The organism is Bacillus benzoevorans, assembly GCF_014207535.1.
Classification (GTDB): domain Bacteria; phylum Bacillota; class Bacilli; order Bacillales; family Cytobacillaceae; genus Bacillus_BD; species Bacillus_BD benzoevorans.
In genome coordinates, this window is sequence record NZ_JACHGK010000015.1 from 23,531 (window position 1) to 42,436 (window position 18,906).

15 protein-coding genes are annotated in these 18,906 nt (G+C 41.6%); 10 read left to right on the forward strand and 5 right to left on the reverse strand.

Translation table 11 applies throughout. The annotated features are described in order from the left end of the window. Positions 1–26 precede the first annotated feature (26 nt). Entirely contained in the window at positions 27–1,787 is a 1,761-nt protein-coding gene (locus HNR53_RS17555) for a SulP family inorganic anion transporter (RefSeq protein ID WP_184528424.1), read from the forward strand. Between the two features lie 48 nt (positions 1,788–1,835). Continuing rightward, on the forward strand, positions 1,836–2,183 hold the full coding sequence (locus tag HNR53_RS17560) for an ArsR/SmtB family transcription factor (RefSeq protein WP_184528426.1): 348 nt from the start codon (positions 1,836–1,838) through the stop codon (positions 2,181–2,183). Positions 2,184–2,241: 58 nt separating this feature from the next. Here HNR53_RS17560 and HNR53_RS17565 read toward each other — a convergent pair whose 3' ends face one another. The 3 genes from HNR53_RS17565 to HNR53_RS17575 form a co-directional block, all read right to left on the reverse strand. Next, a complete protein-coding gene (locus tag HNR53_RS17565; RefSeq protein WP_184528428.1) occupies positions 2,242–3,033 on the reverse strand; it encodes a TIGR00266 family protein in 792 nt (263 codons plus the stop codon). A 172-nt stretch (positions 3,034–3,205) separates the two neighbouring features. Beyond that, a complete protein-coding gene (locus tag HNR53_RS17570) occupies positions 3,206–4,432 on the reverse strand; it encodes an MFS transporter (RefSeq protein ID WP_184528430.1) in 1,227 nt (408 codons plus the stop codon). Positions 4,433–4,449: 17 nt separating this feature from the next. Continuing rightward, on the reverse strand, positions 4,450–5,523 hold the full coding sequence (locus tag HNR53_RS17575) for a Gfo/Idh/MocA family protein (RefSeq protein WP_184528432.1): 1,074 nt from the start codon (positions 5,521–5,523) through the stop codon (positions 4,450–4,452). A gap of 210 nt (positions 5,524–5,733) precedes the next feature. On the opposite strand from HNR53_RS17575, the gene HNR53_RS17580 reads away from it, so the two are divergent. The 4 genes from HNR53_RS17580 to HNR53_RS17595 all read left to right on the forward strand — a co-directional run bounded on the left by HNR53_RS17580 (position 5,734) and on the right by HNR53_RS17595 (position 12,396). Next, a complete protein-coding gene (locus tag HNR53_RS17580) occupies positions 5,734–6,198 on the forward strand; it encodes a nucleoside deaminase (protein ID WP_184528434.1) in 465 nt (154 codons plus the stop codon). 96 nt (positions 6,199–6,294) lie between these two features. Then, complete coding sequence (gene ade / locus HNR53_RS17585) at positions 6,295–8,037, forward strand: adenine deaminase (RefSeq protein WP_377802042.1); 1,743 nt, start codon at positions 6,295–6,297, stop codon at positions 8,035–8,037. A gap of 614 nt (positions 8,038–8,651) precedes the next feature. Beyond that, positions 8,652–10,013: an S-layer homology domain-containing protein gene (locus HNR53_RS17590; protein ID WP_221452374.1), complete on the forward strand. Its 1,362-nt coding sequence runs from the start codon at positions 8,652–8,654 to the stop codon at positions 10,011–10,013. Between the two features lie 718 nt (positions 10,014–10,731). Next, entirely contained in the window at positions 10,732–12,396 is a 1,665-nt protein-coding gene (locus HNR53_RS17595) for an S-layer homology domain-containing protein (RefSeq protein ID WP_184528440.1), read from the forward strand. A gap of 197 nt (positions 12,397–12,593) precedes the next feature. Here the strand turns inward: HNR53_RS17595 and HNR53_RS17600 are convergent, their stop codons facing one another. Next, positions 12,594–12,788 (reverse strand): aspartyl-phosphate phosphatase Spo0E family protein, encoded by a 195-nt coding sequence (locus tag HNR53_RS17600; RefSeq protein ID WP_184528442.1) that lies wholly within the window; start codon positions 12,786–12,788, stop codon positions 12,594–12,596. Positions 12,789–13,429: 641 nt separating this feature from the next. On the opposite strand from HNR53_RS17600, the gene ilvD reads away from it, so the two are divergent. After that, the gene (ilvD, locus tag HNR53_RS17605) at positions 13,430–15,109 is read left to right on the forward strand and encodes a dihydroxy-acid dehydratase (protein WP_184528444.1); all 1,680 of its coding nucleotides are present in this window, start codon (positions 13,430–13,432) and stop codon (positions 15,107–15,109) included. An 89-nt stretch (positions 15,110–15,198) separates the two neighbouring features. Here the strand turns inward: ilvD and wrbA are convergent, their stop codons facing one another. Then, positions 15,199–15,819: an NAD(P)H:quinone oxidoreductase gene (wrbA, locus tag HNR53_RS17610; RefSeq protein WP_246439655.1), complete on the reverse strand. Its 621-nt coding sequence runs from the start codon at positions 15,817–15,819 to the stop codon at positions 15,199–15,201. Between the two features lie 317 nt (positions 15,820–16,136). On the opposite strand from wrbA, the gene HNR53_RS17615 reads away from it, so the two are divergent. Genes HNR53_RS17615 through HNR53_RS17625 form a run of 3 tightly spaced genes read left to right on the forward strand, consistent with a single transcriptional unit; the run spans position 16,137 to position 18,818 of the window. Next, a complete protein-coding gene (locus HNR53_RS17615) occupies positions 16,137–16,943 on the forward strand; it encodes a GDSL-type esterase/lipase family protein (RefSeq protein WP_184528448.1) in 807 nt (268 codons plus the stop codon). Further along, positions 16,936–17,841, forward strand: coding sequence for an ABC transporter ATP-binding protein (locus HNR53_RS17620; RefSeq protein ID WP_184528450.1), 906 nt, complete (start codon positions 16,936–16,938; stop codon positions 17,839–17,841). The genes HNR53_RS17615 and HNR53_RS17620 overlap by 8 nt, the downstream gene beginning before the upstream one ends. Further along, positions 17,838–18,818: an ABC transporter permease gene (locus HNR53_RS17625; RefSeq protein ID WP_184528452.1), complete on the forward strand. Its 981-nt coding sequence runs from the start codon at positions 17,838–17,840 to the stop codon at positions 18,816–18,818. Before HNR53_RS17620 ends, HNR53_RS17625 begins: the two co-directional genes overlap by 4 nt. Positions 18,819–18,906: the final 88 nt, after the last annotated feature.

An 18,906-nucleotide genomic window follows, 5' to 3' on the forward strand; every position in this document is an offset into this window, starting at 1 on the left:
TATCACAAGAAAAGAAGGTTGCAGGAATGAAAGGAAAATTCTTTCCCGATGAAAGATTTCGGGGATACAGCTGGAAAGGGCTGCAGAAAGACTTAATTTCAGGGATTATTGTTGGGATTATCGCGATTCCATTAGGAATGGCCTTTGCCATTGCATCTGGCGTTAAACCGGAATACGGGATCTATACAACGATTATCGCTGGGATATTCATTTCATTATTTGGCGGATCAAAGTTTCAAATTGGCGGTCCTACTGGCGCATTCATTCCGATTCTTTTTGGAATTGTCATGTCTTATGGCTATGAAAATCTTCTTGTGGCCGGTTTTATGGCAGGGATTATTTTAGTATTAATGGGGGTCTTTAAGCTTGGTTCACTCATTAAATATATTCCCCGTCCTGTTACAATTGGCTTTACAACAGGGATTGCCATTACCATCTTCACCGGCCAGATTACGAATTTCCTAGGACTGACCGGGGTTGAAAATAAAGAAAGCTTTATTAGCAAAATGGCTGAGATTTTCCGCCATTTGTACACTATTAATATGTACAGTGTCATAACGGCGGTTATTTGTTTAGTTATTATTCTAGTAACCACTAAACTGCTGCCAAAGGTTCCTGGTTCACTGCTGGGATTGATTGTATCAACTGTTATTGCCGCTTCATTCTTCCCGGGCGAGGTTGCGACAATTGGTTCAGCATACGGTGAAATTCCTAATTCACTGCCAAAGCTGTCATTCCCAGATATTGATTTAGCCACAATGAAGAACTTGATTGGACCGGCATTTGTGATTGCCCTTCTCGGCGGAATTGAATCACTGCTTTCCGCAGTGGTTGCTGACGGAATGACAAATAGCCGCCACAACAGTAATAAGGAACTAATCGGACAAGGGATTGCCAACATCGTTACTCCGCTATTTGGCGGAATTCCTGCCACCGGAGCGATTGCTAGAACAGCTACAAATATTAAAAGCGGTGCCGTTTCACCTATATCAGGTGTGATTCACGGAATAGCAGTCCTGCTCGTTCTCATGATTTTTGCACCATTCGCATCCCATATTCCGTTGGCAAGCCTGGCACCTGTATTAATGATCGTGGCTTGGAATATGAGTGAAAGACATGTTTTTTCCTATATTTTAATAACAAGAACATCAGATTCAGTCGTATTAGTTGTTACATTCTTACTGACTGTATTCGTTGATTTAACAACAGCTGTAGAAGTTGGGCTGCTGCTTGCTGTCCTCCTATTTACAAAACGTATGATCGATGTGCAGGTGATTGCCAAGGCATTGCCTAATGTAACAAGCAAAAAGGTAGAGACGCAAATAGTCCAAGAAGGACATGATTGTCCGCAAATTACGATATATAATGTGGAAGGTCCTTTGTTTTTTGGCGTAGCGCAGAACTTTCAGCAGACGATTTTAGCCTCTATCAAACATAAGCCAAAAGTACTGCTCTTACGAATGAGTCGTGTTCCTTTTATCGACGTAACCGGGGAATCCCATCTGTCCAGTATCGTGAGGGATTTTTCAAAGCATGGGACTGTATTAATTTCCGGTCTGAATAGTCAGCCTAAAGAAATATTAAAGAAAACAGGTTTATACGATATAATTGGTGAAGAGCACTTTTATGAGCATACAGGAGATGCACTGAAAGACGCCCTTGCGAGAATCGAACAAACAAAATGTATTGGATGCAGTCACTTTGCTTTTCGTGAATGTTCAGCTTATTCTCAAGATAGCGGAATAGTGCCGGAAAAGAAACAGGTTTTTACTGTAGTTAGTCATTAAAGGACGTTACACTAATGAATAGCGTCCTCTCTATAAGGAGCTGGAGCAATGAATCTAGAAATGCAGCAATTTAAGGCAGAGTTTTTTAAGGCTCTCGCTCACCCACTCCGAATTAAAATTTTAGAAGTACTGTCTGAAGGGGAAATGGGTGTAAATGAAATTCAAAGCACCATCGGCAGTGAGGGCTCTGCTGTTTCCCAACAATTAATGGTTTTACGTTCAAAGAATATTGTGGTGGGTCAAAAAAATGGGAACCGTGTGATCTATTCACTGCGGGATCCCTTGATCATGGAACTTCTCCAAGTAGCGAAACAGATCTTCAACAACCATTTAGTTGATCAAATCAGTCTGCTGGATAAATTCAATGAACAAGAAGAAGATGCGGCTGCTAAATAGCAGACAAAGAAAAAGGATTGATGGAAAATAGCATCAATCCTTTTTCTTTGCTTTCGTATTAATCATCACTAAACATATTGAATAGGTTTCCTATACCACCTTCACCTTTTGAGTGTCCTCCTGCCTGCGGTGCAGCAGCGAACACGCGGCTGGCAAGCCGGCTGAATGGCAAGGATTGAATCCAGACGGTTCCTGGACCTCTTAATGTCGCGAAGAATAAGCCTTCACCGCCGAATAATGCGGTTTTAATTCCTTTCACCATTTCAATATTATAATCAACGTCCTTCGTCATGGCGACAAGACAGCCGGTATCAACCCGCAGCATTTCCCCAGGGCTGAGATCCTTTTTAATAATGGTGCCGCCGGCATGGACAAATGTCATCCCGTCCCCTTCAAGCTTTTGCATAATAAAGCCTTCACCGCCGAAAAATCCTGCACCCAGCTTCCGCTGGAATTCAACGCCGACAGACACTCCTTTTGCTGCAGCAAGGAAGGCATCCTTTTGACAAATCACCTTTCCGCCAAGCTGGCTCAAATCCATTGGAATAATTTTCCCAGGATAGGGTGCTGCAAACGAAACATGCTTTTTACCGCTGCCTTGATTGGTAAAGGTTGTCATAAACAGGCTTTCACCAGTCAGTACCCGCTTCCCGGCGCTGAACAACTTGCCCATCAAACCGCCGCCGCTGCCTCCTGAACCATCACCAAAGATGGTTTCCATTTCAATTTGATCTTCCATCATCATTAAACTACCGGCTTCGGCAATGACTGTTTCGCCCGGATCCAATTCTACTTCAACAAACTGCATATCATCACCATAAAGCTTGTAATCAATTTCATGATTATTCATTATGTATTCCCCCTTTTAATGGATTAAAAATGCCCTTATGCCTATCTTATCATTTTTTTCATGCAGCATTCGATAAACCTTCCCCCTTTTGTTAATTTTCTGTTAATTGAATAGCTCTTCAATACTATTATTGAAACGAAAAAAGTCCTCCTGAGCGGAAGGACTTTTTCTGTCAGGCAACCCCTTGCACTAGTTTTTCTTTCTGCCGTGTTTCCGGGAATGTCAATACTAGGAAGACGTAACAGCTGATGACAGCAATGAAGAATATCATCGCCGGTAAATAACCTGCTTCCCCTAACAAATAACTCCAGATAATTGTTGCGATCGTTTGCCCGGCATAGGCAATCGCCCAGAACAGACCAAACATCACCGTTAATCTCTGTGGATGCATTCCCTGCAATTCATGCGGAAGATTTAAAAAGATTGGATATTGTACATAGCAGGCAAACCCGCAAACAGCAGCAAAAATATAGGAAACCGTTGGATGAATATTAGCAAATACTAATGTAATGGTAAACGAACCAACCATGATAAGTCCGACCATAAAAAGCACAGGTTTTCTTGGCAGATCTTTATTCCCAATGGCAATACCGGCAAAGGTTCCGATAATGCCAAATCCGGAAATAAGCAAATTCGTAACGGAGCCATTGACTAGAGTATATTCGTCAAAAACCGCTTTAAAGCTGACAAGTGATAATACATATAATGTTAAAAAGGACGCAAAGGCGAGACCAAACCGCCACAGAAACGGATCCTTCACGGCATCTTTATAGGTATAGCGTTCAAGAGGATGCTCCTCCGACACTTTCTGAGCTTGAAAATCCTCTGCCTTCCATAACCATGCCGCAAATAATACTAATGTTAAAGAGGCAAAAAAGGTCAATGTTAATTGCCAGTTCTGCACCAACTGCTTAGCAAAAAGCGTAAACAATACCGCAACAACGAATGCCCCTGCATTGTAAGTAACCGTATTAGCGGCATTGATTTTTAATTTCTCGCTGGAATTTTTAATATAATGGGCGACAAATGGATTCATATAGACAATGACCATCGATCCTCCAACAGCCATCACCATTCTCGCGGCTGTATAAGCCCAATAGTTTGGTAAATAAATCGCCACAAGACCCATGATTAAAAGGCCAATTCCTGTTCCAGCCGCCTTCTTCGGTCCCAATTTCATAATAATCACCGCTGCTAAAATATTGGCAAAAACCCGGGCTGTTGTAATCGAATAATTTACTACCTGAGCAATAATCGGATCAACGGGTCCGCCAAAGAAGGTATCCATGATCTGCGGTGTTAAAGAAGAGCCTGCAACCCAGTTCATCGCAAAGGTAACATAAGCCAGCCATAGAACAGCCAGCATAAAATACCCTCTTCCTTTTTCGGTTTTACTCATATATGCCACCTCTTACGTTAGGACATTTGCTCAAGCTGTACCGGCTTCCCCGTTCGAGAGGACTCGTAAATCGCCAAGATAATTTTTAGCGGCTTCAATCCTTCCTCTCCACTGACACTTGGTTGCCGATCAGCACGAATAGCATCCATCATATCCAATATTTGCATGCGATGTGACGCCCCATTAAGCGCCCCGGGATCTGAACCAGCGTCTGCCGGCTCCCCCTCTGAAACAAGCTCAACGGTATCTGATAGATTGACAACCTGCCCATTTACCTTCGCTTCATTGCGAAAGTAATAATGGGTCAGCTGGTCATTCTCAATCACTGCCGTACCGCATGTCCCAAATATTTCAAGACGAGCCATCAGTCCTGGATATGCCGCTGTTGTTCCGGTAATGGTCCCCAGCGCTCCATTTTTAAATTTCACGGTTGCCACTGCTGCATCCTCTACATCTATTTTTTCATGAGCTAATATGGCTGTATGGGCATAGACACTTTCAACCTCGCCCATAAAATGCTGGAAGAGATCAATCGTATGAATCGCCTGATTGATTAATACTCCTCCTCCATTCAGTTCCCAAGTCCCTCTCCACGGGCTTTTATCAAAGTAGCTTTGCGGACGATACCAATTGACAGCACACTGCCCCAGAACCATTTTCCCAAACCTGCCGGAATCCAAATCCGTTTTTACCTTTAACGCGGAGGGATCGAAACGGTGCTGTGAGATCACACTTAGTTTCACACGATTCTCACGGCAGGCCTGAATCATTTGCTGTGCCTTTTTAAATGAAATGTCCATCGGCTTCTCAACCATGACATGTTTACCGGCCTTTGCCGCGGCAATGGTCATTTCGGCATGCATACCGCTGGGCGTGACGATATTCACAATATCGATGTCTTTTCTCTTCAGCATTTCATGGTAATCGGTATACCAATCTGCTCCGATTTGTTCACCAAACCCTCTGGCGCTTTCTTCCTTTCGCGAAAAAACAGCAGTGACCTTCGCACCCCCGATTGTGGAAATCTGTTCATAATAAATTCTGCTGATCATCCCTGTACCGGCAATCGCAAATCTAAATTCCCGCTTCATTACAGCGCCCCCATTAATTGAAAAAGATATCCCTGCAGGATCATCTTAGTAATGACCTAAAAGGATTAGGATTAATCTGGACAAAATAACCAATAAAAACGGAGCAGCAAATTATCAGAATTATCCATGTAATTGTTTTATTTTTCACATCATCCATGGCAAAATGAAATAATATAATCAAAAATACCATTGGTGAAGGAGAGGAATTTCATGAAGGACCTTATGGAGACAGCGGTCAAAACTGCACTGGATAATGTTTTGACTCACAATGGAGGACCATTCGGTGCGGTTGTGGCAAAGGATGGAGAAATTATTGGCATTGGAAGGAATCAAGTGACGGCTAACAACGATCCGACAGCGCATGCCGAAATTCAGGCTATCCGCGAAGCTTGCCAGCATTTAAACTCCTTTCAGCTGGATGACTGTGAGATTTATACAAGCTGTGAGCCATGTCCAATGTGCCTTGGAGCGATTTATTGGGCAAGACCAAAGGCTGTTTATTATGCCAGTACAAAAGAAGAAGCTGCCAGTATCGGCTTTGATGATCAATTTATTTATGAGCAAATGGCGCTTTCCCCGGAATTACGGACAATCAAGATGATTAAGCTTTCCCCCGAAGACGCAAACCTGCCTTTCAAAGCATGGGCGGATTCAAATAGAAAAATATCCTATTAAATAGAAAAAACAAATCATATAATGAAAAAACGAGTCTATCATGCAAAAAGCAAACTACCCAATAAACAATATTTTCCAGATGTAAGGAGAATGTGGATGGACAATAAAATGCTGATAAGGAGAATTGCCGTTGCTGCGGGCAGAGAACCGGCAGATCTCGTCATAAAAAACGGAAAAATTATTGATGTATTTAACGCGGAACTGATCGAAGGAGATGTGGCCATTGCTGACGGGTATATCGCCGGCATTGGAGGGACTTCTTATTCAGGCCGGGAAACCATTGATGCAAAGGGCTGCTATATTTCTCCAGCTTTTATTGACGGCCATGTGCATATTGAATCTTCCATGGTCACTCCGCAGGAATTTGCCAAAGTCCTGCTGCACCATGGTGTCACCACCGTGATTTGCGACCCGCATGAAATTGCCAATGTTGCAGGAGCGGGAGGGATACAATTTATGCTCGATTCAAGTGAGAACCTGCCGGTTGATATCCTATTCATGCTGCCATCCTGTGTTCCTGCTGTCGATTTTGAACGTTCGGGGGCTATTTTAAATATGGAGCACCTGCGGCCTTTCCTCTCCCATCCAAGAGTCTTAGGATTAGCCGAAGTCATGAATTATCCGGCTGTCCGCAATGCTGAAAAGACGATGATCGAAAAGCTGCTGGAAACGGCGCAGGCCGGGAAAAAAGTCGATGGGCATGCCGCCGGATTGAGCGCGCAGGATTTAAATATTTATACGGCCGCCGGCATTCGTACCGATCATGAAGCCACCACAATCGCAGAAGCGGAAGCCCGTCTTCAAAGAGGAATGTACGTCATGATTCGTGAAGGCACTGCCGCCAAAGACTTAAAAAATCTGATAGGAATTGTGAATGAGCGAAATGCCCGGCGCTGCCTTTTTGTAACGGATGACAAACACCTGGACGACTTAATAGAAGAAGGCAGCATTGATTATAATGTAAAGCTGGCCGTTCAAGAAGGGCTTAATCCGATTACCGCTGTTCAAATGGCGTCCCTAAACGCCGCTGAATGCTTCGGTCTTCATGACAAAGGAGCAGTCGCTCCAGGCTATCAAGCGGATCTATTACTATTAGACAGTCTTGAGGAAATCAGCATTGTACGGGTGTTAAAAAGCGGAAAATCGGTTTGGAAAAAAGGAGCGCTGCTCAATTTCCCGCAGACTTCACTATCTATCCCAAACAGTTTAAGTTCCACTGTCTCTTTTCAACCTTTAAGCGAAAGCGACTTTGCCATTCCTATGAAGAGTGGAAAAGCCAATATCATCGAAATCATTCCGAACAGTCTTATCACCAAGCATCTTGTTGAAGAAGTTGCAGTAAACCAATCCGGCCATTTCGAAGTGTCTATCACCCATGATCAATTGAAGCTGGCTGTTATTGAGCGGCATAAGAAGACCCGCCTCATTGGTGTGGGAATTGTAAAAGGGCTGGGGCTGAAGAGTGGAGCTATTGCATCTACTGTGGGCCATGATTCCCATAATTTAATTGTTACCGGAGTGCAGGATCATGATATGCTCCTTGCTGCAAACGAAATACAAAAAATGCAAGGTGGATTAATTGTCGTAAAGAACGGAGAAATCCTGGCATCTTTAGAGCTTCCGATTGCCGGTCTAATCTCAACCCTTTCCTCTAACGAGGTCTTCACTAAACTGAAGGAGCTCAACGCGGCGCTGAAGACCATTGGAGCGGCAAAGAATTTCAATCCATTTTTGACGCTCTCTTTCTTGTCACTCCCCGTCATCCCTGAGTTAAAACTGACAGCAGACGGATTGTTCCACATCGGGAAATTTGAGTTCATTGATATTCATGCCAAGTAACAAAAGATTACACAAACAACCAAAGAACAGATTTCATTTTGATGAAACAAACGGGCTCTTGCTCGTTTGTTTTTTATATTAATAAAACTTTATTAAAAATAATCATCCTCTGTATTTGATGATCTCCCACATTTATTTCTCCAGGAAGAAACAAATTCATTATTTATTCCTTCATTTTGAATTAATTTAACAATTTAGGTAAATTCACAAATATCCCTTGTTTCTCGGGTTGTAAAGTGTAAACTAAAGATAAAGGTATAATTACCCATTTTATTTACTCCAACTAGAACAGCACCTCAGACTTCATGGTAATTTTGGGTTGAATTACCGTTATGAATAGGAGGCTGATGTACTATTGACCAACAGTTTAAAAAGATTAATAGGTAGAAAGTAACTTCATCACCCAACATTTTCTAAATGGCGTATATTTTGAGGTTGCACAAAAGAAACAGCAGCGTACATGATTCACCTTTAAACTACTACATTAGATTTTATATTCTGATGATGATAGTACTTTCTCAAGAACAGATCTATATTTACCCGTTTTTTTATTTTGCTAGAATAATTCGGAATAGGAATTTTTAAGACAAATGAATATGAAAGAGAGTGATAGTATGCATTCTACAAAGAAACACTTCTTCTCACGTATTATTTGCTTACCTTTGTTAGTTGTTCTTTTAATCTTATCGCAGGCTGGTATTTCAAGCGCTGCCACCTTTTCAGACGTATCTAAAAATCAATTCTTTTACAATGCAGTAGAGGAAGCCTCATCAAAAGGATATATTGTAGGATACAGCGACGGAACTTTTAAACCGTACGAAACTTTATCTCGCCTGCACGGCGTCCTTATTTTAAGCCGAGTATTAAATACAAATACAGATAATATCACTCAACAGGTATTCACAGATGTCCCTCCTAGTTATGTACATTATAAAGCTATTACCGGCATTGCCCGCGATGGCATTATCAAAGGATATTCTGACAACACATTCAGACGCTATGATCCATTAACACGGGGTCAAATGGCATTAGCATTGTACCGTACATTTGACTTCACCCAGCACGCAGTAAAACCGATCCCTTTTACAGATGTTCCTGATAAGTATAAAGAGGCCGTTACAGCCTTGTATTCAGCTGGTGTAACTCTAGGTAAAGAAGGTACTACATTCGGAACCTATGATACGATTACCCGTGGGGAATTTACTGTTCTATTAATGAACGCTTTCAAAGCTAGTAAGCGGGATATGACCGCTCCCGGCATTTCTTTCACCAGCCACAGCCTGGTAGATGGTGTATTAGATCTATTAGACTTAAAAACAGATTTAACTGTCCGCTTTACATTTGGCACTGATGTCAATACAGGCGCACGCGTAGGCGACAAACTAGTATATTCCGTTTCCTCAACGAAACAGGATTATGACAACACCATTGTCCTTAAACAAGCGGATCTTGATAAAGGCTATGCAGAAGCAGTTATTGGAACAAGCGCCTTACAAAATCTTCTTGGCGGATTAACAGGCGGTCTGCTTGGCGATGTTACCGGTATTCTAGATGCATCCGCCGGTGTTGAATCAGCCGGATTAGGCGATACCTTGGGCGCCGTACTCGGTGTACTGCCTGGTTTGCCTAATGTACCTGTCCTGAATTTAGGTGAAACAGTAACCGGTGTCGTAACCGATACTGTTGGAACTGCTACAGACTCAACAGATGTAGTAACAGGGCTCCTTCATACTGATAAGTTATTAGGCTTGCCTGTTACTGGCTTAGTTGATGGCGCAGTTGAGCTTGTTGACGGTGTTGTTGTTACCGTTGTAGACGGCGTAATCACTAATATCGTTGGCGCAGCTGCCGATGGTCTTCTGTCCGGTTCTGAAAAAGTAACCATTACTGTCCATTTAGAAGATGACGCAGCTAATCGCTCGGATGATACCTCCGGAACTTATCAATTTCAAGTAACAGATTTGCTTGGTTTATAAGAAGCATAGTTTCTCATAATAAATTAATCGTATCGAGAGACAGAGAGTTTAAATAACTCTTTGTCTCTTTTTGTATTATTAACTAACTATTCGCGCGAAGAAAAACTAGATTTTATGCATAAATATACAATTCATTTTATAAATAACCACCTACTACACGGATACTTATACCAAATGTATTAAAGAGAGGATTATCGCTTGAATCTTATTTCCTATCAATTAGTACTAATTTCACAGCTTATTTCACGTTCACAATATTGTCACACAGTTATGCTAATAGAATATTACTCAATTGTTGCTAAATTTTAGTAGGTATTTTTACTTAATTTAGAATTGTGTCAACTATTTAGACTTGTATATTAATTGTATTGGTATAAAATAGTTTTTAGGGGTATAGTTTCCTATTTAGGGGACAAAGGGGAGTATTTTCGTTGGAAGCAAATCATACTTTTGGAATATTTTTCTATTCTATAAAAGGGGATGGTTAAGTTATCTGATGATAATGAATTTTCAATTTTTATATCACTTCTTGCATAGTAATGAACGAGTGATTCTTATGCAACTTATTCCAGGAATAGGTAATATTCCCTTGGTTGTGGATGTTTGATAGTTCACTCCCATATCCGTGTGTTTGAAGCCTTACGAGAGTTAAATGGTAGTAACAGGGTTCATAGACACACAGCCCCATTTTAAAAATTATACGAAGGTGAGCGAAAACATGGAGAGTACAAAGAAACATTTCATTAAACGCATGGTCTTTATACCAATGCTAATTGCAGTCATGATCTTCACAGCTGCAGGTCCATCCTTAGCCGCAACATTTAAAGATGTTGACACGACTAGTATCTATTACAACGCAGTTGAGGAAAATGCAAGCAAGGGTTACGTACTAGGTTATGATGATGGTAATTTCCGTCCAAATGAAACTTTATCACGTCTGCACGGGGTATTAATTTTCAGCCGTATTTTGCATACTGACAAAGTTGATAAACAATATTTCACTGACGTACCACCAAGCTATATCCATTACAAAACCATTTCTGGTATTGCTGATAAAGGAATTATCAATGGATTTGGAGATGGAACATTCAGACGGTATGAGCCGCTTAGCCGCGGTCAAGTAGCATTAGCTATTTACAAAACATTTGATTTCAGTGCTTTTGATGGCAAAGAGTCTAAAATGCCGTTTACTGATGTGGCTCCAGCTTATGTGAAGGCAGTATCTGCTTTATATGCAGCGAAAGTAACATCCGGAACAACTGCAACTACTTTTGGTACTGATAACACAATCACAAGAGGACAATTCCTTGTTCTATTATCCAGAGCAATGGAAGCTATTCATAAGGATAAAAAGCTTACTGCAAATGTAAAAGTAAACAATAATCAAACAGCCACTGTTTATGGTGAAATCGAAGACTTTAAATTAGACGGTACTGAACTAGTTAATATTAAGATTATTTCTAAGAAAGATAACAAGCAGCTTGTTAACGTTGACGTAAAACCTGATGCTGCTCTTAAATTCACCTATACAACACCAACATTAGCTAAAGGCGCTTATGAAGCTAAAGTTGGCATTGTTGGAAGTACGCATATTGAAACGTTACCATTTTCAATTGACGACACTGTTGCACCAGCAGCACCTGGAATTTCATTCGTAGGTAAAAGCGTAGTTGGCGGTGTTGTAGATTTACTAGATTTGCAAACTGATTTAAACACTCGTTTCACATACGGAACAACTGGTTTAACAGGAGCACAAGCTGGAGATACATTAAAATATAAAGTGTACTCTGATAATGCTGTCGTTCTTGATAAAACAGTTACACTTACAGCACAAGACATTTCTAATGGATATGTTCAGGAAGTAATTAAAACTAATGCATTACGAAATCTGCTTGGCGGATTGTTAAGTGTTCAAGATGTTCTAGGAGGAGTACTTGGTGCTTCTGTAACAGCTGAAGATGTTGCAGCATTACAAGCGGCAGCAGCTGAAGGCGATACTGTTCAAGCAGCTGGTTTATTAGATGGTATTTTAGGCGGAGGCACAACTACTAACAGCGGTTTACTTGGCGGGCTTCTTGGAGATCAAGGTTTAGTCGGCGGGCTTCTTGGAGGAAATGGCGGCGTAGTCGGCGGGCTTCTTGGTGACAATGGTCTATTAGGAACTGGATTACTAGGCGGAACAAGCGGATTGCTTAACCTGGATGGATTATTAGGAAACGTACTAGGATTAGTTGGTATCGTTGTTGACGGAGTTTTACAAGGTGTAATCTCCGGGGCTGAAAATGTAACAATCGAAGCACAATTAATTGATGCTTCAGGTAACCAATCTGATACTACGAAAGAAGTGTATAAATTCCAAGTCACTGATGTACTTGGTCTGTAAGATTTCTAAAGTATTCAAAAAGACAGAGGACCGTTTTGGTCTTCTGTCTTTTTAGTATCTTATAAAAAGGTCAATTGGGAAAATGGAGTTCTGCCTGGATGTATTTCCTGTTTGGACAGCAAAGGGGTTGCTTGTCCAAAGCAGCCTTTTTTATATGTTTATACTAATTCATAACATGTATTATGTCTAAAGTTGTATTATTTTTTCCTGCATTTCTTTTTATTCACACTGTTAAATTTTAAATATTTTTGATATACTGTGATGTGTTTGTCTAATGTCTGACTGCAATGAAGGGTATCATGACTATTTAATCCAGTGTTCTCAGCTGTTTCGATTAATTCTCGTCTAAGCTGATTAATTCTGTCCTCTAATTTGTCGACCTCTACAAACATTACGAAAACTCCTTTGATCATCCAAGTTCTGTAACTAATTGTTGCCAATAAGTATTCTAGCAATATTATGCAACAAATCATCTACTATTAAAATACTTCTGACAAAACTTCCTATAATATGACACACGATTTTTTTTATACTACATAAAGCAACAAAAACTGTATGGTAAGCGGTTACATTTGTCTATTTAGTTCAGATAAATTCTTATTATAATATAGAAACAAAAAAATTTTTATGCATTTCCGCTTTAACGCTTAAATACTTAAATGCTTTAACGCTTTAAACGGGGCACAGACTAATTGTATATCTATTTAGAAACCACGTTATTAACCGCAAATTGGTTATATTAGAATAATATGTACTATTATTTTTTAAAAATGCAAATCGTTTCATCAGCCATCAAACTTTATATCCCACTTTGTTCAAAATAATCCTACATTTATATCCTATTTATTTCTATTATATAATTGATTATAAAATTGATATTAAAATATAGATAAGAATCTTTTGTAAATTCTGAAATAAATATCCTCCCACCTACTACCATATCAAACCCCTACCCTAATCTAGTTTAAAGTGATAAAATAGTTAAAAGTTCTAAAATTGTCGAAAAGTTATTGACATAATGGAGGTAATAGAAGTGACAGAATTACGTAGTAGTATGATCACGCAAGGTGTCGACCGTGCACCACATCGCAGCTTGCTTCGTGCAGCAGGTGTTAAGGAAGAAGATTTTGGTAAGCCGTTTATTGCGGTTTGTAACTCTTATATTGATATCGTTCCGGGACATGTTCATTTACAAGAATTCGGAAAAATTGTAAAAGAAGCCATTCGCGAAGCGGGCGGTGTTCCGTTTGAATTTAATACAATCGGTGTGGACGATGGAATCGCAATGGGCCATATCGGTATGCGCTATTCTCTTCCGAGCCGTGAAATTATCGCCGATTCAGTTGAGACTGTTGTTTCAGCCCATTGGTTTGACGGAATGGTTTGTATTCCAAACTGTGACAAAATCACACCGGGAATGATGATGGCAGCGATGCGTGTTAACATTCCAACAATCTTTGTCAGCGGCGGTCCGATGGCAGCCGGTAAAGATGCTGCTGGAAACACTCTTACATTAACTTCAGTATTTGAAGGGGTTGGAGCATACCAATCCGGTCAAATTGATGAAAATAAACTACAGGAAATTGAACAATTTGCTTGTCCTTCATGCGGCTCATGCTCCGGTATGTTCACTGCAAATTCTATGAACTGCTTGGCAGAAGGTTTAGGGCTTGCCCTTCCTGGTAACGGAACAATCTTGGCAACTGCACCGGAAAGACGCGAATTTGTTAAGAAATCAGCTAAGCAATTAATGGAATTAATCAAAAAGGATATTAAACCTCGTGACATCGTAACCATCGATGCTATCGATAATGCTTTTGCATTAGATATGGCAATGGGCGGTTCTACAAACACAGTTCTGCATACATTAGCCGTCGCAAACGAAGCTGAAATTGAATATCCATTAGAACGCATCAACGATATTGCAAACCGCGTACCACATTTAGCAAAAATCGCTCCCGCATCTGATTATGCTATTGAAGATGTACACAGAGCAGGCGGCGTCAGCGCGATCATTAATGAGCTGCTTAAAAAAGATGGTGCCTTCAATGGTGATTGCCTAACAGTATCCGCTAAAACAATCAAAGAAAATGTAGCAGGCTGTGAAATCCAAGATAAGGATGTTATTCATACATTAGACAACCCGCATTCTGAACGCGGCGGTCTTGCTGTATTATTCGGCAACTTAGCTCCAGAAGGTTCTATTATTAAAGTTGGAGCAGTTGATCCAAGTGTTGGCGGCTACCATAGAGGCCCGGCAATCTGCTTTGATTCCCAAGAAGATGCACTTTCCGGAATCATCATGGGTAAAGTTGAAGAAGGACATGTTGTCGTTATCCGCTATGAAGGTCCTAAAGGCGGCCCTGGTATGCCGGAAATGCTTGCACCAACTTCACAAATCGTCGGCCGCGGTCTTGGCGCGAAAGTCGGTCTAATCACTGATGGTCGTTTCTCTGGTGCATCCCGTGGTATTTCCATTGGTCATATTTCACCGGAAGCAGCTGAAGGCGGTCCAATCGCATTCGTACAAGACGGTGATATCATCGAACTGGATATGAATAAACGTAAAATTACCCTAGAAATTTCCGATGAAGAAATGGCAAAACGCAAAGCGGAATGGAAAGGCTTTGAACCAAAAGTTAAAAAAGGTTATCTTGCCCGCTACTCTAAGCTTGTAACAAATGCAAGCAAAGGCGGAATTATGAAAATCTAATGTTAAAGTGGAACTCCATAGGGGGTTCCATTTTTTTTCGCAAAAAACCCCTGCGGTAATAGCTGCATACTCGCAGGGGATACTTTAATTTACACAGGTACGGCCTGTCCTTCCTTCACCCATCCAGCAACTGTTACAGTACGCTTCGCCTGATGTTTAACAGCTGCCTGGACATCTTCAATCATTTTACCGTCTTGACCAACGGTTACACTTGTTCCATAAGGGTTACCGCCTGCGGCAAACGTTACCGCGTCAGTAAAGCCAGGTGCTGCTACAATGGCACCCCAATGGTACATTGTTGTATAAAGGGAAAGAATCGTTGCTTCCTGTCCGCCATGCGGGTTTTGCGCAGAACTCATCGCACTGACGACTTTATTAGCCAGTTTGCCGTGGAACCAAAGGCCTCCTGCTGTATCGAAAAAGGATTGAACCTGCGATGCCATATTACCGAAACGGGTTGGAACACTGAAAATATAAGCATCCGCCCAGTCTAAATCATCCAACGTTGCATTCGGCACATCCTTCGTCGCTTCCACATGTGCCTTCCAGCCAGGTGTAGCATCGATCACCGCCTGCGGAGCTGTTTCAGGGAATTTCAACACTTTTACTTCAGCTCCCGCTTCCTTCGCGGCCTCTTCCGCCCACTTCGCTAATTGATAGTTCGTTCCGCCTGAGCTGTAATAAACAATCGCTAATTTAATATTTGCCATTGGTTTTGCCTCCTCTTGATTCTCTGCCCCAAATAATCTACTAAAGAACCCCATATGAATACCGCCTTTAAACGTCGTTTGATTTTTTAAAATCTTATCGAACAATCCTATTTTTTTCTTACTAAAGATAATCTATCCTGTAAAATGGAGGGACATTAGCCACTTTCCCCCTTCAACTATCGTTTCCCTCCGATCATTTTTCACCCCAACAGGACTAAACGATTTCCACTTTAGAAAAAATTGTGATTAAATAATCGTATTAATCGATTACAGCAGCAAATAAGGATACCTATCAAATTCCATTAGGAGTTGATTTTTTGAAAAAAAGTACGATCAAAATCACGACGCTGACCGCTGCAATTCTATCTTTACTTTGGATATTTGGTTTTGCTTGGTCTGTTCAGGACTTTTACTTTGGCAAATCAGAGGATACGGAAAAGACCACAGTAAAAAATAATCTGGAAAAGCCGACTGGAGATGCTGTTCAAGTAATTGCACTAGGTGATTCCCTTACAAGGGGGACAGGTGATGTTTCCGGAAAAGGCTATGTAGGACTGGTCACCAATCAGCTGAAGAAAGATTTGCGCCCCAAGGAGATCATCGTTTCCAATCTAGGAATTAATGGGCAGACATCGACCCAGCTCCTGCAGCAGCTTAGTCAGCAGAATATTGCCCGTCAACTGGCTGAAGCCGATATCGTTCTCATGACTATCGGTGGGAACGATCTGTTTCAGCAGGGGGAAACACTGTTTGATATGAACCTTGCTAACGTTGAACAGCTTAAAACTCAGTACCTGACCAATCTGCAACAGATTTTCACGAAAATCCGCGGATATAACCCAAATGCTGCCGTATTTATCCTTGGGCTGTACAACCCCTTTATTGAATTAGAGGACAGTGAAGCAACCAATACCGTTGTAAGGGAATGGAATTTTGCCACAGAAACTCTTACAGGACAATTCGAAAAAATCGTCTTTGTACCGACGTTTGATCTGTTCCAGCTATCTGTTAACGATTATTTGTATTCTGACCACTTCCATCCAAATCAGGAAGGGTACAAGCTGATTTCAGACAGACTCGCGCCATTAATCAGCTGGGAAGAGGAGGCAGTAGATAATGAATGACGTGACGCTGGCCGTTCATAATTTACGTAAAAAAATTGGACGAAAAGAAATTATTAAAGGATTAAATTTCGAATTAAAAAAGGGCGAAGTATTTGGTTTCCTCGGTCCTAACGGTGCCGGAAAAACAACAACCATTCGCATGCTGACAGGTCTAATTAAGCCGACGGAAGGGTCTATTTCCATTTGCGGCTATGATGTGCGAAGAGATTTTACGAAAGCAATGGAATTTCTTGGCTGTATAGTTGAAAATCCCGAACTCTATCCGTTTTTGTCCGGTTGGGATAATCTTGTTCACTTTGCCGGAATGCTCCCTTCTGTTACCGAAAAACAAATTATCGAAACGGTGTCCTTTGTCGGGCTGGATGAGCGGATTCATGATAAGGTGAAGACCTATTCCCTCGGGATGCGGCAGCGGCTGGGAATTGCCCAAGCTCTTTTAAACCGTCCGAAGGTGCTGATATTGGACGAGCCGACAAACGGATTGGACCCTGCCGGTATCCGCGAAATGCGGGAGTTTATCCGCGGCTTGGCAGAGAACGAAGGCTTAAGTGTTTTAGTTTCCAGCCATCTGTTAAGTGAGATCCAGCTGCTATGTGATCGGGTTGCGATTATGGCTAAAGGAGAAATTATTCAAATTGATTCGGTTGAGAATCTGCTGACAAGGCAGGAAAAGTTGGTTTGGCGCGTTTCTCCTCTAACACAGGCAAAGGAAGTGCTGGAGCGTTTTACAGATGTTGAGGTGGATGGCAGCTATTTAATCACTCCTCTCGAAGGAGATAAGGCTGCCCAGTGGAACAAAGCGTTAATCGAGGAAGGTGTGGCGATTTATGAAATGAACCGCAAAATCCCTGTCCTGGAGGATTTATTTTTACAACTAACAGGCGGTGGGAAAATTTGAATAAGTTAATTCATAATGAAATGATGAAACTGCTGGCAAGAAAACGGTTAATGATTATTGCCATTATCACTGCCATTCTTGTCGCCTTATTTACTTACGCTCAGTATAAGCAAACGCTGGAGCAGCAGGAAAAGCTCGGTACGACAGATTGGCGTGCTGCTGTTCAGGCGCAAATCGTCGATATCAGCAATCGGCTTAGTTCCAGCAGAATGACAGATGATGTACGGGAACGGCTCCAAGTTATCTTAAAGCAGCAGCAATATTATCTTGACCATGATATTAATCCGTCTGAACCGGGAGCAGCGACATTTATGAGAATGTTCATTGAAAACTCAGGACCGATGTTTATCCCTCTGCTTGTGATGGTCATAGCCAGCGATCTTGTTTCTTCGGAACATTCGCTTGGCTCGATTAAACTCTTGCTGACAAGACCGGTGAAAAGATGGAGGATACTATTAAGCAAATATATAGCCCTTATCCTCTCGATTTCACTGATCATGGCGATTGTCGGTGTACTTTCCTTTTTCCTCTCAGGGCTTGTGTTTGGCTATCACGGTCTCGACGCCCCTGTCATGACAGGATTTTCTGCAGAAGGAGGCAATTTGGATACGACGGAGGTACGGACGATTAGTCAATGGAAGTTCCTCTTAATGGACTTTGGTCTCGTCTGGTTCGTCGCTGTGGTTGTCGGAACGCTCTCCTTTATGCTGTCTGTGCTGATTCGAAGCACCGCGGCCGGAATGGGCGTCATGCTTGCGGCCCTTATTGCTGGTTCCATTTTGAGTAATATGGTTTCTTCATGGGAATCAGCTAAATATCTATTCATGGTTAATTTAAATTTAACAGGCTATCTGGCCGGGACCTCCCCGCCGATTGCAGGAATGACTTTAATGTTTTCCATCGTCGTTTTGGCCATATGGTGGCTCGCCGCCCTCTTCGTATCCTTTATTGCTTTCACCCGGAAGGATGTATATTAACTGTACGGGTGCCAGGCACGCAAAAAAGACAAATGTCTTTTTGCGGTGCCTGGCACCGAATATGGACATCTGTCCATATGGGATGGAC

Bases quoted from the DNA above. Each gene is read 5' to 3' on its own strand.
- HNR53_RS17620 (WP_184528450.1), top strand. From the start codon at position 16,936: ATGAATGACGTGACGCTGGCCGTTCATAATTTACGTAAAAAAATTGGA.
- HNR53_RS17600 (WP_184528442.1), bottom strand. From the start codon at position 12,788: ATGTTTGTAGAGGTCGACAAATTAGAGGACAGAATTAATCAGCTTAGA.
- HNR53_RS17575 (WP_184528432.1), bottom strand. From the start codon at position 5,523: ATGAAGCGGGAATTTAGATTTGCGATTGCCGGTACAGGGATGATCAGC.
- HNR53_RS17555 (WP_184528424.1), top strand. From the start codon at position 27: ATGAAAGGAAAATTCTTTCCCGATGAAAGATTTCGGGGATACAGCTGG.
- wrbA (WP_246439655.1), bottom strand. From the start codon at position 15,819: ATGGCAAATATTAAATTAGCGATTGTTTATTACAGCTCAGGCGGAACG.
- HNR53_RS17590 (WP_221452374.1), top strand. From the start codon at position 8,652: ATGCATTCTACAAAGAAACACTTCTTCTCACGTATTATTTGCTTACCT.
- HNR53_RS17595 (WP_184528440.1), top strand. From the start codon at position 10,732: ATGGAGAGTACAAAGAAACATTTCATTAAACGCATGGTCTTTATACCA.
- ade (WP_377802042.1), top strand. From the start codon at position 6,295: ATGGACAATAAAATGCTGATAAGGAGAATTGCCGTTGCTGCGGGCAGA.
- HNR53_RS17570 (WP_184528430.1), bottom strand. From the start codon at position 4,432: ATGAGTAAAACCGAAAAAGGAAGAGGGTATTTTATGCTGGCTGTTCTA.
- HNR53_RS17565 (WP_184528428.1), bottom strand. From the start codon at position 3,033: ATGAATAATCATGAAATTGATTACAAGCTTTATGGTGATGATATGCAG.
- HNR53_RS17560 (WP_184528426.1), top strand. From the start codon at position 1,836: ATGAATCTAGAAATGCAGCAATTTAAGGCAGAGTTTTTTAAGGCTCTC.
- HNR53_RS17580 (WP_184528434.1), top strand. From the start codon at position 5,734: ATGAAGGACCTTATGGAGACAGCGGTCAAAACTGCACTGGATAATGTT.